This is a genomic window from Microbacterium oxydans, from assembly GCF_900095745.1.
In the GTDB taxonomy this organism is placed as follows: Bacteria; Actinomycetota; Actinomycetes; order Actinomycetales; family Microbacteriaceae; genus Microbacterium; species Microbacterium oxydans_B.
In genome coordinates this window covers 23,510-38,978 of sequence record NZ_FMIR01000007.1, presented here as the reverse complement: position 1 = coordinate 38,978, position 15,469 = coordinate 23,510, and the positions used below count along the sequence as shown (strand labels likewise).

Here is a 15,469-nt window from a genome sequence, read left to right as displayed (position 1 = left end):
GGTCGCGGCCGACGTGCGGATGGTCGGTCTACTTGAGCCCGGTGCTCGCGACGCTCTCGATGAAGCGTCGTTGGACGAAGAGGAACATGATCGCGAGCGGCACCACGGCGATCAGGGAGCCGGCCATCATGACGCCGTAGGGGATGATCCCGCTGGGCCCCGTGAGCAATGTGAGCCCGGAGGTGATGGTCCCCATCTCCTGCTCCGTCGTGAAGACGAGCGGCCACAGCAGATCGTTCCAGTTGTTGACGAACGTGTAGATGCCCAGTGTGAGAAGGGCGGGGACGGCGTTGGGGAGCACGACGCTGCGGAAGATCCGGAACTCCGAAGCCCCGTCTATGCGGGCGGCGTTGTCGAGATCGCGCGGGAGGGAGAGGAAGAACTGGCGGAGGAAGAAGATCCCGAAGGCGTCTGCCGCGCGGGGGATGATGAGGCCCCAGAACGTGTTCACCCAGCCGAAGTCCGAGACGAGTTGGTAGATCGGGATGAGGGTCGCCTGGAACGGGATCATCAGGCTCGCCACGATCACGACGAGGAGTACGCGACTTCCGCGGAAGTCGATGCGGGCGAGCACGTATGCGGCCAGAGAATCGAAGACGAGCGCACAGATCGTGACTCCGCCCGCGAAGACGAAGCTGTTGAATATCAGCCGGGCGAACGGCAGATCCGTGAAGATCCGCTCGAAGTTGTCGAGTGTCCACGTCCCCGGAACGAGCGAGGGTGGGAAGGCGTTGACCTCGGACACCGGCTTGAAGGCGGTGAAGACGATGATGAGGATCGGCAGCAGGATCAGGAGTGTGACGAACAGCATCGCCAGGAAGTAGAGTCCGCGACCGACGCGCAGTCGTGTCGGGCGGCGTCGGGAGAGGGCGATGTCGGTCATGCGGCGTCCTTCGCTCGACGGCCCGAGAGGGCGAACTGGACGAGGCTCAGGACGAGCGTCGCGATGAGCAGCACGTACGACACCGCGGAGGCGAAGCCGAGTTCGAGGTCACGGAATCCGGACTGGTAGATCTGCATGACGATCGTCTGCGTGCTGCGATACGGTCCACCGCCGGTGAGCACATAGATCTGGTCGAAGGCCTGGAGCGCGGCGATCGTCGCGATGATGAGCACGAATCCCGTGGTGTTGCCCAGCAGGGGGAGGGTGACGTTGCGGAAGCGGGCTATGGGGCCGGCGCCGTCCATGTTGGCCGCCTCGTACAGGCTCTTCGGTATCTCCTGGAGCCCGGCGAGGAAGACGATCATGTAGAACGCGAAGTTCTTCCACACGGCGACCAGGACAACGGTCGGCATCGCGAGTACCGGATCCTGGAGCACGTTGCCGATGCGGATGCCGAAGGCCTGCAGCCAGTAGTTCAGGAGGCCCACCTGCGGGTCGAGCAGATACTGCCAGGCGAACGCGGCGACGGCGAGGGAGACGATGAACGGCAGGAACAGCCACGTGCGGAACATGCCTCGCAGTGGCAGATTCGGGCTGTTGAGCGCGAGGGCGAGCAGGAGCGCGAGCACCACGGCCACCGGCGTGAAGAGGACGGTGTACAGCACCGTGTTGCTCATCGCCTGGAGCATCTCGGGGTCGGTGAAGACCTCGACGTAGTTCGCGAAGCCCACGTACTCCTCGAGTCCGAAGCCGCTCGCATCGGTGAACGAGAGCCTGAGCGCAGACAGCATCGGCCAGAAGACGAACAGAGCGAGGATCGTCAGAGCCGGCACGAGGAAGGCCAGGATCGTCAGGCGACGCTTCGCCGCGCCTCCGATCGGGCCGCGCCCGCCGAGCTGCGCCGGCGGACGGCGGCGACGGGTGGGTGGGGAAGTCGTGGCAGTCATCGTCACTCTCTCTACAACGTTGTAACCCACACAGTAAGGACCTCGGGGGCGGCTCGTCAACTCGTCGCCCCGGTGTCGGATGATCGCGAGCGGGCGACCATGGGGGCGGTCGACTGAACAGCTTGACTTTTTGCGGGACATCGAGAACCATAACCTCTATAACGTTTACTTACAACGTTGTAAAGCGATGATGAGGACACCCGTCCTCCGCGCCGACAGAGTGGTCGAACAGTGGAGGTTCCCCTGATGAAGAAAGCACTACCCGCAGCGTTCGCGAGCGTCCTTCTGCTCGCCCTGGCCGGCTGCTCGTCGGCCGGCACCCCCTCCGAGGAGGGCGGAGTGATCGAGCTCGACTTCTGGCACGGCTACACGGAAGCGGATGGCGAGGTGCTGAACGACCTCGTCGCCGAGTTCAACAAGTCGCAGGATGAGGTCAAGATCACGCCGTCGGTCAAGCCCTGGGCGACACTCCTGGACTCGGCTCTGCCGGCGCTGACCGCGAAGAAGGGGCCGCAGCTCATGGCGATCCCTCCCGAGAACATCCCGGTCTTCGCGTCGAAAGGTGCACTCCAGCCCCTCGACGACTGGTACGAGAGCGACAGTGCCTCGGACGTTCTCAACCCCGGTGCGGTCGATACCGGCATCGTCGACGGCGAGCGCTTCGGGGCTCCGCTGAGCTTCACCCCGCTGACGATGTTCTACAACACCGCGATGTTCGAAGCGGCCGGCGTCTCCGTTCCGACGACGTGGGACGAGTGGGTCGCTGCCGCGACCGCGCTCACCGTCGACGCGAACGGAGACGGTGAGCCCGAGCAGTATGGACTCGCCCTCCAGGACAACGCGACCGTGGGCAACGGCGTCTGGCCGTCTCTGTTCAAGAGCGGCGGTGGCGATGTCGTGACCGCCGACGGCGACGTCGTGGTCGATTCGCCGGAGAACGTCGAGACCCTCACGTATTGGTCCGATGCCGTCGCCGCCGGGAAGTTCTCGCCGACCGGCATCACGGGCGCCGACGCCGATGGACTCTTCAGTGCGGGGAAGGTCGCGATGACCCTCGGGGGTCCGTGGCTCGCCACCGTCTCCGAGGAATCGGGCATCGAGTACGGCATCGCTCCGCTCCCGGCCGGGCCTGATGGGATCGTGGCCTCCGCTCTCGCCGTCGACATGAGCATCACCGCTCAGGCATCGGCGGAGGAGAAGGCGGCGGCCGAGAAGTTCTTCACGTGGTTCTATCAGAAGGAGAACATGGTCACGTGGTCGCTGGCTTCCGGCTGGCCCCCGCTCACGTCGGAGGTTTCGGCTGAGGATGTCGCGGAGAATCCGGTCGTGTCTGCCCTCACCGAGCAGTCCCAGTACGGTGCCGCACTCCTGCCGGGTGTCATCCCGTCCACGGATGTGCTCACCGCGCTCGACACCGCCACGCAGAAAGCGCTCGCCGGCGGCGACCCCGCGGAGTTGCTCCGCACGGCGCAGCAAGAGATGGAGGCGGCCCTGGCGGGCTGACTCCGTTGCACGACCACCCGCACCGACGCTCCCGATCGGTGCGGGTTGCCGTGTGTCGGGCGCCCGACACCCGGCTGAGAGAGCCAAACGGATCCTCGGATCCGAGAAAGAGGACGACGACGTGAACTGGTTCGAGGACGGACGCCTGCGATTCGCGATGGGAGTGGAGGACACCTTCATCCCTCAGACACGGCCGGGTGAGCGTGCGCTGGATGAGTACGAACTCATGCAGCACTACCGCTTCTGGTCGGAGGATCTCGGCTACTGCGCCGAAGTCGGAAGCGAGATGGTGCGGTGGGGGATCCCCTGGTATCGCGTCAACCCGGCGCCGGGAGAGTGGGACTGGGAGTGGCTCGATGGAGTCATCGACCGCTTCGACGAGCTGGGGATCGAGCTCATCGCCGATCTCGTCCACTACGGGACACCGCTCTGGCTCGAGGATCAGTTCGTCAATCCGGAGTACCCGGAGCGCGTCGCCGAATACGCGGCCGCCGTCGCAGAAAGGTATCGAGGTCGGATCCGGCACTACACACCGCTCAACGAGCCGCTTCTGAACATCATGTACTGCGGCGAGTTCGCGCAGTGGCCGCCGTACCGCTCCGGGGATCGCGGCTTCGTCGAGGTTCTTCGGGGGGTCTCACGCGGGATCGTCACAACGCAGCGGGCGATCGCTGCCGTCGATCCGGATGCCGACTTCGTGCACGTCGAGGCCTCCTTCCGGTTCGCGGGCGACACCGCCGCGCACAGCGACACTCATGAGCACCTGCGGCATCGCGCATACATCGTGCAGGACCTCGTGATGGGACGCGTCGGCGGCGATCACCCGCTCGTGCCGTACCTGCGGGAGAACGGGTTCACCGACGAGGACTTCGCCTGGGCCAGCGAGAACACGGCGATCCCCGACGTGGTCGGCGTCAACTACTACCCGCAGCACTCCACGGAGGTCTTCGAAGCAGGGGTGGTGCACACCGGGGGTCCCCGCGACCTCCGGCCGCGCCTCGACGCCGGCACCGAAGGGCTGGCCGACGTCATCGAGTCGTTCGCCGCGCGCTACGAGCGGCCCGTCTTCCTGACCGAGACGAGCTACACCGGCACCGTCGAAGAGCGGATCGCCTGGATGGATGCGTCGATCGCAGCGGTGGAGGATCTTCGTGCGACGGGTGTCGACGTCATCGGATACACATGGTGGTGCATCACGGACATGGTCGAGTGGTCCTATCGCCCGGGAGACGGCAACCCGATGGACTACCGCCTCTCCATGGGACTGTGGGCGCTCGAAGAGGACGGCGATGGTGTGCTCCAGCGGTATCGCACACCTGTCGCGGACGCGTTCCTGCGGCATACCCGGGCCTGATCGTCGCGGCTCTTGACTGATTTACAACGTTGTGCAATTCTCCATTTACAACGATGTAAATCCTGATGGGGATCTCCGCGTCAGGACCCCAACCTCGGAGGACGCAATGAAGCGGTTATCGGAACAGAGATCTCGCGGGAGGCTGGCAGGACTGTCCGCCATCGCCGCGACGCTGGCACTCGTGGCGACGGGATTCGTCGCGACATCGGCTCAGGCGGTGACGACGGGCAACGGATCGCTCGTGTACGCCCCGCCGAACGGTTCGTCGTTCAACGATGAGGGCGGAGACGCGACCGGCACGGCCTACGCCAAGATCATCGCCCTCAAGCACAACGGAACCTCCAATGGGACGCTCCTGAACACGTTCGACGACGGGCGTCTGATCAAGGACGTCAACCCGAGCTCCAACCCCACGACCGACACGCAGGCATGCCTCGCGAACCCCGCCCTGGCATGCCACCAGGAGTGGCCGATCTTCCGCAGCACCAACGACGGCACGAGTTGGCAGAAGATCTCGGCGGTCAACCCGGGGCTGCAGTTCCCCGGGACCGCCGGACAGGAGAGCAAGACGCAGCTCGACCGCCTTGCACAGCCGTTCCTCTTCGAGGTTCCGCAGACGACCGGAAACCTCGCGGCCGGCACGATCCTGCTCACCGGCCAGATCAGACCCGCTGACCGCAACGCCGCGTCGTCGGTGACGAAGCTCGTCGTCTACAAGAGCACCGACCGAGGGGCCTCGTGGAGCTACGTGAGCACGATCGACACGGGTGGGCCGGCGATCTACGACCCCTCCTCGACCTCCACGACCACGACCGTCTGGGAGCCGACGCTGGCGATCGATGGCGGGGGCGGTCTCGTCGCCTACTTCTCGGATGAACGGCAGAAGGCGAACGGCGTTCTCCAGGCCGTCTCCTACCGGCGCTCGCTCGACGGCGGTCAGACATGGGGCGCGCTCTCGAACGTGTCCGCACCGACCGACTCCACGCATCGCCCAGGGATGATCACGGTGGACAAGCTGCCCGACGGCTCCTACATCGCGACCTACGAAGTGGTGAATGCTCAGGGATACGCGTTCTCGAACGCCTCGCCCGTGTTCTTCAAGAAGTCGCCCGATGGCCTCAACTGGGGAACGACGACGAGTCTGGGAACGCCGGTCGAACTCGCCGACGGTCGCGGAATCGGATCGTCCCCGACGGTGAAGTGGGTGCCCACCGGAGGACCGAAGGGAATGATCGTCGTCGCCTCGAAGTGGGGACTCGACGCCGCCGGCAACCTCGACGGGGGCCAGAACTTCTTCGTCAACTACAACCTCGGCGCCGGACCGTGGGAGCGACTGCCCTTCGCCGTGACGTTCAACGGGCCGAGCTCGATCACCGGCTTCGCGCAGGGGATCGACTACAGCCCGGATGGTCGCACGCTGTACCAGGCGGTGAACGTCGACAACTACCGCGCGAATCCGTCGAACCCCAGCCAGACCTACCTCTACAACGACATCCGGGTCGGGACGATCCCGCTCACGGCGACCGCCTACGAGGCGGAGAACGCCGCGCGGACGAACACCACTCTCGTGACGCACGGCGACGCCTCGAACGGGAGCAAGGTCGGCAACATCAACTTCGCGGACAGCACGGTGACCTTCACCGTCGATGCTCCGCAGGCGGGTACATACGACCTCAATGTCCGGTACGCCAACGGGATGGGGTCCACGAGCGGTCATGCGGTGTCGGTGAACGGAGGGACGGCGACGAACATCAGCTATCCCGCCACGGCTGATTGGGGGCGCTACCTCTGGGCGCAGAAGTCCGTCACCCTCAATGCCGGGTCGAACACCGTGCGGTTCGCGTACTCGGGCACCTTCGCTGAACTGGACCAGATTCAGCTCCACAAGAGCGGAACGACCCTGCCGGCGACCTTCCAGGTGCAGAACCGCAACAGCGGCAAGGTGCTCGAGATCCTGTCCGCGCTCACGACCGACGGTGCCCCCGCCGGGCAGTGGGGGCCGACAGCGAACGCCACGCAGATCTGGAAGGTGCAGCCCGCGACGGGGGGAACGTTCGAACTCGTGAACAAGAACAGCCGGAAGCTCCTCGAGATCCCCGGCGCCTCCACCGCTGACGGCACCGACGCGGTCCAGCGGTCGGCGAGCGGCACCGCCACGCAGCGCTGGAACCTGGCGCCCAACAGTGCGGGCTACTGGACCATCGCCAACGCGAACAGTGCGAAGCTCCTCGAGATCGGCTCGTGCTCGACGGCCGACGGGGCGGTCGCGCAGCAGTGGGGTCCGACCGGGGCGGCGTGCCAGGAGTGGCGCCTCATCAAGGAGGGCATCCAGTGATGAAGGCGTGATGCGGGGCGCGGGGCGGTCGGAGACATCGGCCGCTCCGCTCCTGTGTCCCGGCCCGAGTCAGTCCGACGGGACGGCGGACTCGCGGACGACCACCTCGAAGTCGACCAGCACCTCGCGGGGGTCCGACGGCCGACCGCCGCCGTCACGGATGCGGGTGAGGAGCAGCTCCACGGCGAGAGCGGCGATCTGCTCCCGACCGGGGTTGATCGTCGACAGGCTCGGGAGCGTGTACTGGGCCTCGTCGATGTCGTCGAAGCCCACGACCGAGACGTCGTCGGGAATGCGGAGGCCTGCCTCCTGGAGGGCGCGCATCGCGCCGAGCGCGAGCGCGTCGTTGAGCCCGAACACGGCATCGAACTCGACGCCGTCATTCAGAAGGTCGCGGATCGCCTCGGCTCCGTTCGAGCGGTGCCAGAGCGTCGTGTACCGCACGAGCGACTGATCGACCTCGATGCCGGCGGCGGCGAGTGCCTGCTCGTAGCCCTGGGTGCGGAGGGCTGCGGATCCCACATCCTCATCGACGTGTGCGCCGACGAGAGCGATGCGTCGTCGACCGGCCTGAAGGAGCAGTTCCGTCGCCGCCTGCGCAGCTTCGACGTTGCGCATGGTGACGTGATCGACAGGTCCCCCGAAGATGCGCTCGCCGAGCAGCACCACCGGGAAGTCGACCTCGAAGTGCTGAGCATCCGCCTGACCCATGCCGAGGGGGCTGAAGATGAGCCCGTCGGTGAGCTGCATGCGTGGGCTCGTCAGGACGGCGATCTCGCGGTCACGGTCGGCGCCGGTCTTCTCGATGAGCACCACGAGACCGTGTCTCTCCGCCTCGGCGATGACCGCGTCGGCGAGTTCCCCGAAGTAGCTGAGGCTCAACTCGGGAAGCACCAGCCCGATCACGCCGCTCCGTCCGGAGCGGAGAGAGCGTGCCGAAAGGTTCGGCTGGTAATTGAGCTCTTCGATCGCCTGGCGTACGCGGGTCCTCGTCGACTCCTTGACATGCGGGTAGTCGTTGACGACGTTGGAGACGGTCTTGATCGAGACGCCGGCGAGATTCGCCACGTCGTGGAGGGTGGCTGCCATACGACCTCCCAGACGTCATCACCGTCCTTGATGATACAACGTCGTAATCACCTCGCAGCCTCAGGGGTGAGGCTCCTGGGGTGGCGTCGAGAGGCGCGTGAAGGAGAGGTCGACGAGGGGCAGGGCGTCCCGCGGCACCACCGCCGTGCACACCACATGCTCGTCGACGCGGAAGCCGATGCTGTAGACGAACGGGTCGGTGTCGATCTGCAGCCCGGGGCGGTGTTCTCCGTCGACGTCGAGCGAGGTGTCCGATACCGCGGTGATCGTGGCGGTCCACGCATCGTCGTCGTCGCGCGGATCCCGGGACAGGCCGAGCTCCTCGCGGAATCGGTTGCGCAGGATGTGGTTGGTGTGCGCGACGAGCTGATCGGAGAGGGTGCTGCCCTCGCGAGCGCGGGAAGCGCGCCAGGTGGTGCGCACCGCTTCCCACAGCATCGGATACCGGAAAGCCTGTACCTGCTCGATCAGCCAGGCCGGACGCCCCCATGGCGGTTCGTCTTCGAGGGAACGCCTCGTCGCCTCGTCCAGCTCGATCTCATTGCGGGGATCGGTGTGATCGTCGGGGTACCGCCACAACGTGTAGCTGAACTCCGCTGACACCTCGTCGGTGCCCGCCGGGCCGCCGATCTCCGTGAAGCCGGTGATCGACATGCGCGTGAGCGCGGGCTGCGACCGCAGCTCGAAGACGGGGAAGGGAAGACTCCGCAGCCGGGCCTCCGCCTCGATGCTCGGGTCTGGCGCGTCCGTCGGGACCACTCCGCTGAACTCCATCGGTCCAGTGTGCCTCCTCAGCCCGCATCACAACAGGATGTCGTCCGCAGCGCCCAGACTCCGCCACCCCGTCTCGCGGGCTCCGGGCCGCTCCTGCACATCCGCTTCCGGCAGTGGTCCCAGGTCGATGCCGGTCAGGGTGGCGATGTCGGCGACCGGCACCTGGAACGTGCGGAAGGCGCCCAGCGGCGGTACGGCGAGAATGCCCTCGCGGGTGTCGACGAGCTCGGACTGATCGAGAACGAAACCAGCGGCGGCGAGACCGTCCGGCCCCTGCCAGGCGGCGATCTTCCAGAATCGCAGCGGGATCCGGATGCCGCGGTACGGCGGGTCGTCCGCGGCGAGGATCGGCGCGGTGAAGACCGAGACCCGCTGATCCGTGGTCTCGGCATACGCGAGCACGTGGTCTTCGAGGCCGAGCCAGAGCTCCTTCGACTGGTTGAAGCCGGCCGCCTGCGGTGCGGCGTTCGGGTAGAAGAAGGTCGCCTCGGTGGCGGCGCGAGCCGCGTCGACCGACCCCCATCCGGGATCGCGGCGGCGCACGAGGTGCCCGCGGTCGAGGTCATTGCGGGCATACACGTCGGGTCCGGTCTGCTCAGTCGCGGGCGCGCGCTCGTCGAGGCGCCAGTCGCCCGTGCGCGGGAGATCCTGCAGAGACCTGCCGTCGATGTTCACCGCCGTCACCGCCGCGAGCTGCCGCGCAGGATCGAGCAGCACCGTGAAGCGCGGATAGGGGAGCGGGCGAACGGGTTGCGCCGGGCGCGGCAGGGGGAGGGGCACCCCGAGGAAGTCGGGATCGTAGCCGTCGGTCATGTCCCCATCGTGCCCGGTGCCACCGACGCGCGCACGGGTCAGGTCGACTCAGCCCACGATCACATCGAGCGCGACGGTGGGGCAGGCGACCCGCGGCAGGTCGGCGAGACCGCTGCCCCGCACCGAGTCGCCGGTCGCCCATCGCGGGTCGGTCGACACCACCACGCGCCCGACGCCGTTCGTCAGCGTGACCTCGCTGCCCAGCGCGGCGAACCGGTGGGTCAGGTCCCGCTCGACCGCCGACACGAGCAGGTCGAGTCCGGCGACGCCGATCCGCTGTCCGTCCACGTCGGCGGGCACGGCGATCGTGATCGTGTACTCGTCGCTGCAGAGGTAGTCGACGTAAGGGCCGGCCACATGCGGCTCGCCGGTGGTCATCGGCACGCGGTACCACTCGAGCGCGCTGTAGTCGATGTTCTCCTTGTTGAGCGACTGCGAGGCGAGCACGAGCTGCCGCCGGTCGTCGCCCTGCCACCACGCCAGGTGGCTGTGGGCGTCGGCGAGCAGATCGATCGCCGCGATGAACCCGGCGCCGTAGACGGGCACGCCGCGCAGGTCGAGTGTCTTCAGGGCATGCGGGCGCACCAGGGCATCGATCTTCGAGCGGGTGAGCGGTCCGGTGGCCCTGGCCTCGGCGACCTGGGTGGCGAACGGGCCCACCCAGTCGACCAGGGCCCGCACGGGCGCGGAGAAGTAGTCCTCCACGATCGCGGCCGCGGCCTGGGTGGCGGTGTCGGTTGCTGTGTTCATCGCGTCCTCCTGTGCACGTCGATGCGGGTCTTCGGAACTAACCGTTCGCGGCCTGGAGCCGGATCAGCGCGTCGATGGTCTCGGCGGCCATGAGCTCGGTCCTCGCCCCGGCGGCGTCGGGGTCTCCGGCCTCCACGGCGTCGATGACGGCGGCGAGGTGCGCGCCCTGCCGTCGAAGATTCTCGGTCTCGTGCGCGACGAGACGCAGGTACGGCGAGAGTTCCGCCTGGAGCTTCATCTGCTCGCGAGTCAATCGCGCCGACTGGCTGAGCGCGACGATCTCGATCTGCACGTCGTCGAGCAGCCGGCGCTGCGCCTCGGTGTCGAGTTCGTCGATACGGTCCATCCGACGACGGACCCGCTGGGTCTCGCTGGGGTCGGCGCGCCTCGCCGCGAGGCGGACGCAGGCACCGGTGATGGCGGCGTAGTGCGCGCCGAGATCGCGCAGGGCGACGCGCGAGGTGCGACGCACCGCTTCCCGCGCGAACGTCAGGGGATCGGCGTGTGCGGCGACGAAGCTGCCGCCGTTGCGCCCGCGTCGGGTGACGACGAGACCGCGACCGCGCAACGCGAGAAGCGCCTCGCGCACGGTCACCGGAGCGACGCCGAGGCTCTTGCTGAGGTCGGCCTCGGAGGGGAGGCGCTCGCCGGCACGGAGGTGGCCGCGGGTGATCGCGTCGACCAGGCGGCGCTCGACGAGCTCGGCCCTGCCCTCGTCGCCGATGGGCTGGAACAGCGCGCCCTGAAGGCGGTGCGGTTGCTCGTGCTCCGCGTCGGGGGAGGGGTCGGCAGGGGCGTGCGTCGGATGCGTCGTCGAGCTCGATGCCATTCTGCGATTCTCCCTTCCGCGCTCACCATACCCAAGAAACTCGCTGTTGACATATTACCTCTGGGTTTATATGTTTTGGGAATCTTCCGAGTTCGACGATGACCGAGGAGCGCGAGATGATCGCCACGGCACCCGCAGCACCCGCAGCCTCAGAGGCCGCCCGTCCCGACGGGACGGTGACCCTGAGCGGCGTCACGAAGTCGTTCGGCGAGTTCACCGCCGTCCGGGACCTCGACCTCGAGGTCGCCTCGGGGGAGTTCCTCTCGATGCTCGGTCCATCGGGCTCGGGCAAGACGACGGTGCTGCGCATGATCGCCGGCTTCGAAGACACCACCTCCGGCAGCATCCGCCTCTCCGGCGTCGACGTGACCAGGACCCCTCCGCACGCCCGTCCGGTCAACACCGTCTTCCAGGACTACGCGCTGTTCCCGCACCTGACCATCGCCGACAACGTCGGCTACGGATTGCGCGTCCGCGGCGAGGGCAAGAGCGCCAGGGCCACTCGGGTGCAGACCTCGCTGGAGCAGGTGCGGCTCGACCACGTCGCCGACCGTCTGCCGCACCAGCTCTCCGGCGGGCAGAGGCAGCGGATCGCCCTGGCCCGCGCCCTCATCCTGCGCCCCCAGGTGCTGCTGCTCGACGAACCGCTCGGCGCGCTCGACAAGCAGCTCCGCGAGCAGATGCAGATCGAGCTCAAGCAGATCCAGCGCGAGGTCGGCATCACCTTCATCTTCGTCACCCATGACCAGGAGGAGGCCCTCACCCTGAGCGACCGCGTCGCGGTGTTCAACGGCGGCCGGATCGAGCAGGTCGGCACCGCCCGGGATGTGTACGAGCGCCCGGAGACCGAGTTCGTCGCACGCTTCCTCGGGCTCTCGAACCTCATCGGCGGAGAGCTGGCCGAGAGCCTGACCGGCGACCGGCGGACCATGAGCGTGCGTCCGGAGCGGATGCGGCTGACCGGACCGGATGCGGCGCTCGCCGCGGGCGAGGTCTCGCTCACCGGCACCATCAGCGAGGTCGTCTACACAGGCCCCGCCACCCGCTACCTCGTGACGACCGACGCGGGCCTCGACCTCATCGCCGAACGCCCGAACGCGCGCCACTCCGCCGACGACGATCTCGCCCGCGGACACCACGTCCGTGCCGTCTGGTCACCCGACCACGCGGCCCGGCTTCCCTGAAGAACCGCACGTGAAACACCGCAACACCCGAACACCTGAGAACACAGCAGCACCGATCACGAAGGAGCGATCCATGCGTAAGAAGATCCTGGCCACCGCGGCGATGACCGCGGTCGCCGCCCTGGCCCTGTCCGGCTGTTCCACCGGCGGAGAGGAGACGCCGGCCGAGGGTGGCGGCGGGCTCCAGATCGACGTTCCCGACATCGCCATGCAGGAGGAGCTCGGCGACTACGAGGGCGAAGTCAACATCGTCGCCTGGAGTGGATTCGTCGAGCCCGCCTGGAGCGACGCCTTCACCACCGAGACCGGCTGCGTCGTGAACCGCCGCGTCGCCGGCACCAGCGACGAGATGGTCCAGCTCATGCGCACCGGCGACTACGACCTGGTCTCCGCCTCGGGCGACGCGAGCCTGCGCCTGATCGCGGGTGGCGACGTGCAGCCGTTGAACCTCGAGCTCATCCCGAACTTCGGCGACGACATCGTCGAGGGCATGAAGGGCCAGATCTACGACACCATCAACGGCAAGTCCTACGGCATCCCGATCGGCCGCGGCGCGAACATCCTGCAGTACAACAGCGATGTCGTGACCGAGGAGCCCACCAGCTGGGACATCGCGTGGGAGAAGGACAGCCCCTACGCGGGCAAGGTCATCGCCTACGACGCCCCGATCTACATCGCCGACGCCGCGGTGTACCTGATGGCGCACGAGCCCGACCTCGGCATCACGAACCCGTACGCGCTCGACCAGAAGCAGCTGGATGCGGCGATCGACCTGCTCAAGCAGCAGAACGACATCGTCTCCGAGTACTGGTCCGACCCTGCGGCGCAGATCACCTCGTTCGCGGGCGGCACCACGGTGCTCGGCACGTCGTGGGAGGTGCTGCGCAAGCTGACCGAGGATGACAAGTTCAAGAGTGTGCTGCCGGAAGAGGGCTCGACCGGATGGTCGGACGCCTGGATGATGGCGACCGAGTCGAAGAACCCGAACTGCGCCTACGCGTGGATGGACTACTCCTCTTCGCCGGAGGTGAACGGCGCGATCGCGATGAACTTCGGCATGGCTCCCGCGAACGCCGCCTTCTGCGACACCAGCGATGAGGCGAAGGCGCACTGCGACTACTTCAACGCCACCGACGAGGAGTACTTCAAGAACGTCTGGTTCTGGACGACTCCGATCGAGCAGTGCATCGACGGCCGCACCGACGTCACCTGCACCAACTTCCAGCAGTGGACGGACGCCTGGCTCTCGGTCAAGGGCTGAGCCGCATCGAGGGGCGGGTCGTCCGGCCCGCCCCTCACCTCCGCAGATCTTCCGCCACCACGAACGGGATCGACATGAAGCGCCGCCTCCGCATCGCCGGGCTCCTCGCTCTTCCGATGAGCTGGCTCATCGGGATCTACATCTTCTCGCTGGTCATGCTCCTCGTGACCGCCTTCTGGATCACCGACCCCTTCACCTCGAAGGTGAAGCCCGGTTTCACGCTGCGCAACTTCGAGCAGCTCTTCGTCAATCCGGCCTACCTGTCGACCTCGCTGCGCACCCTCGGGATCGCGCTCGCCGTGACGGTGCTCGCCGTGCTCATCTCCGTCCCCCTCGGCATCTTCATGGCGAAGGTCGCCTCGCCCTGGTTGCGGGCACTCCTCGCGGTCTCGATCACCCTGCCGCTCTGGGCCGGCTACCTGGTCAAGGTGCTCGCGATGCGGATCACCTTCACCGAGCAGGGGTTCGCGAACTGGCTGCTCGCACCCCTCGGGCTCTCCGGCCCCGGCTTCAGCATCCTGACCGTCGTGCTCACCCTCACGTACCTGTGGCTGCCGTACATGGCGGTCCCGGTGTACACCGCGATCCGACAACTGCCGCCCAACCTCTTCGACGCCTCCGCCGATCTCGGCGCCGGATCCTGGCGCACGATCGTCTCGGTCGTGCTCCCGCTCATCAAGCCCGCCCTCATCGCGGGTTCGGTGTTCACGTTCTCCCTGAGCCTCGGCGACTACCTCGTCGCCCGGTTCGTCGGCGGCGACACGCAGATGATCGGCAGCGTGATCGCGTCGAACATCAACCTGAACCCGCCGCTGGCGGCCGCGTACTCGCTCGTGCCGATCGCCTTCGTCGTCGTCTACCTGGTGAGCGTGCAGCGCACCGGTGCTCTGGAAAGGATGTGAGTCGCGCATGCTGAGACTGTCCCGCACCTCCAAGGTCGTCCTCGGGGTCATCGTCGCGATCGTGCTCGCGTTCATGTACATCCCGCTCGCGCTCGTCGTGCTCAACTCGTTCAACTCCGCGCGCATCGTGAGCTGGCCGGTCACCGGGTTCTCGCTCGAATGGTGGGGCAAGGCGTTCACCAGCGAGCCGGTGCGCGCGGCTCTGCTGAACTCGGTCCTCGTCGCCTCCGGTGCCACCGTGATCGCCGTGATCCTCGGAACGCTCGTGGCCTTCGCGCTGCAGCGGTACTCGTTCTTCGGTCAGCGCGCCGTGAACCTCCTCGTGGTGCTGCCGATCGCCCTGCCGGGCATCGTCACCGGTGTCGCCCTGAACAACACGTACAACCAGATCCTGGAGCCCATCGGCATCCAGGTCGGGTTCTACGGCATGATCATCGCGCACGGCACCTTCTGCATCGTCATGGTGTTCAACAACGTGCTCGCGCGGCTGCGACGGATGAACCCCGGCATCGAGGAGGCGTCGAAAGACCTCGGGGCGAGCCCGTGGCAGACATTCGTGCTGGTGACGCTGCCGCAGTTCCGCAGCGCGCTCATCGCCGGCGCCATCCTCGCCTTCGCCCTCAGCTTCGACGAGGTGTACGTGACGATCTTCACGGCTCCTCCCGGCGTCGACACCCTGCCGCTGTGGATCATGAACCAGATGGCGCGGCCCAATGAGGCCAACGTCGTCAACGTCGTCGCGACGGTCGTCATCGTCGCGTCCTTCATCCCGGTGTGGATCTCACAGCGGCTCGGGAAGGAGGTCGACGAGCGCGACTGACGCGGACGCGGGCGTCGCCGGATGC

The 15,469-nt window shown here is 67.1% G+C and carries 14 protein-coding genes; 7 read left to right on the top strand and 7 right to left on the bottom strand.

The genetic code is table 11. The features are described 5' to 3' along the window. Nucleotides 1-28 precede the first annotated feature (28 nt). On the bottom strand, nt 29-883 hold the full coding sequence (locus tag BQ2383_RS01980; RefSeq protein WP_091028551.1) for a carbohydrate ABC transporter permease: 855 nt from the start codon (nt 881-883) through the stop codon (nt 29-31). After that, nucleotides 880-1,830, bottom strand: coding sequence for a carbohydrate ABC transporter permease (locus BQ2383_RS01975; protein WP_091028547.1), 951 nt, complete (start codon nt 1,828-1,830; stop codon nt 880-882). The genes BQ2383_RS01980 and BQ2383_RS01975 overlap by 4 nt, the downstream gene beginning before the upstream one ends. A 246-nt stretch (nt 1,831-2,076) precedes the next feature. Between BQ2383_RS01975 and BQ2383_RS01970 the strand changes: the two genes are divergently transcribed. The 3 genes from BQ2383_RS01970 to BQ2383_RS01960 all read left to right on the top strand — a co-directional run bounded on the left by BQ2383_RS01970 (nt 2,077) and on the right by BQ2383_RS01960 (nt 7,022). Continuing rightward, entirely contained in the window at nt 2,077-3,333 is a 1,257-nt protein-coding gene (locus tag BQ2383_RS01970) for an ABC transporter substrate-binding protein (protein ID WP_091028543.1), read from the top strand. 121 nt (nt 3,334-3,454) lie between these two features. Beyond that, a complete protein-coding gene (locus BQ2383_RS01965) occupies nt 3,455-4,687 on the top strand; it encodes a family 1 glycosylhydrolase (protein WP_244175859.1) in 1,233 nt (410 codons plus the stop codon). Between the two features lie 106 nt (nt 4,688-4,793). Continuing rightward, nucleotides 4,794-7,022 carry an RICIN domain-containing protein gene (locus BQ2383_RS01960; RefSeq protein ID WP_091028541.1) on the top strand — a complete coding sequence of 743 codons (2,229 nt, stop codon included), beginning with the start codon at nt 4,794-4,796 and terminating at the stop codon, nt 7,020-7,022. Between the two features lie 69 nt (nt 7,023-7,091). Here the strand turns inward: BQ2383_RS01960 and BQ2383_RS01955 are convergent, their stop codons facing one another. From BQ2383_RS01955 to BQ2383_RS01935, 5 genes are read right to left on the bottom strand one after another with little or no spacing between them, the layout of a single operon-like run. Next, nucleotides 7,092-8,111, bottom strand: a complete 1,020-nt coding sequence (locus tag BQ2383_RS01955; protein ID WP_091028537.1) for a LacI family DNA-binding transcriptional regulator — start codon at nt 8,109-8,111, stop codon at nt 7,092-7,094. Between the two features lie 60 nt (nt 8,112-8,171). After that, entirely contained in the window at nt 8,172-8,885 is a 714-nt protein-coding gene (locus tag BQ2383_RS01950; protein WP_091028534.1) for a hypothetical protein, read from the bottom strand. A 27-nt stretch (nt 8,886-8,912) separates the two neighbouring features. Further along, nucleotides 8,913-9,698, bottom strand: coding sequence for a DNA/RNA non-specific endonuclease (locus tag BQ2383_RS01945; protein WP_091028531.1), 786 nt, complete (start codon nt 9,696-9,698; stop codon nt 8,913-8,915). A gap of 48 nt (nt 9,699-9,746) precedes the next feature. Then, nucleotides 9,747-10,448, bottom strand: coding sequence for a cache domain-containing protein (locus tag BQ2383_RS01940; RefSeq protein ID WP_091028527.1), 702 nt, complete (start codon nt 10,446-10,448; stop codon nt 9,747-9,749). A gap of 37 nt (nt 10,449-10,485) precedes the next feature. Then, entirely contained in the window at nt 10,486-11,277 is a 792-nt protein-coding gene (locus BQ2383_RS01935) for a FadR/GntR family transcriptional regulator (protein ID WP_029273944.1), read from the bottom strand. A gap of 116 nt (nt 11,278-11,393) precedes the next feature. Here BQ2383_RS01935 and BQ2383_RS01930 point away from each other — a divergent pair, with 116 nt between their 5' ends. The 4 genes from BQ2383_RS01930 to BQ2383_RS01915 all read left to right on the top strand — a co-directional run bounded on the left by BQ2383_RS01930 (nt 11,394) and on the right by BQ2383_RS01915 (nt 15,444). Then, nucleotides 11,394-12,461: an ABC transporter ATP-binding protein gene (locus tag BQ2383_RS01930; RefSeq protein ID WP_091028719.1), complete on the top strand. Its 1,068-nt coding sequence runs from the start codon at nt 11,394-11,396 to the stop codon at nt 12,459-12,461. 73 nt (nt 12,462-12,534) lie between these two features. After that, nucleotides 12,535-13,722 (top strand): extracellular solute-binding protein, encoded by a 1,188-nt coding sequence (locus tag BQ2383_RS01925; RefSeq protein WP_091028524.1) that lies wholly within the window; start codon nt 12,535-12,537, stop codon nt 13,720-13,722. 74 nt (nt 13,723-13,796) lie between these two features. After that, a complete protein-coding gene (locus tag BQ2383_RS01920) occupies nt 13,797-14,624 on the top strand; it encodes an ABC transporter permease (protein ID WP_029262205.1) in 828 nt (275 codons plus the stop codon). Nucleotides 14,625-14,631: 7 nt separating this feature from the next. After that, nucleotides 14,632-15,444 (top strand): ABC transporter permease, encoded by an 813-nt coding sequence (locus tag BQ2383_RS01915; protein WP_091028521.1) that lies wholly within the window; start codon nt 14,632-14,634, stop codon nt 15,442-15,444. Nucleotides 15,445-15,469: the final 25 nt, after the last annotated feature.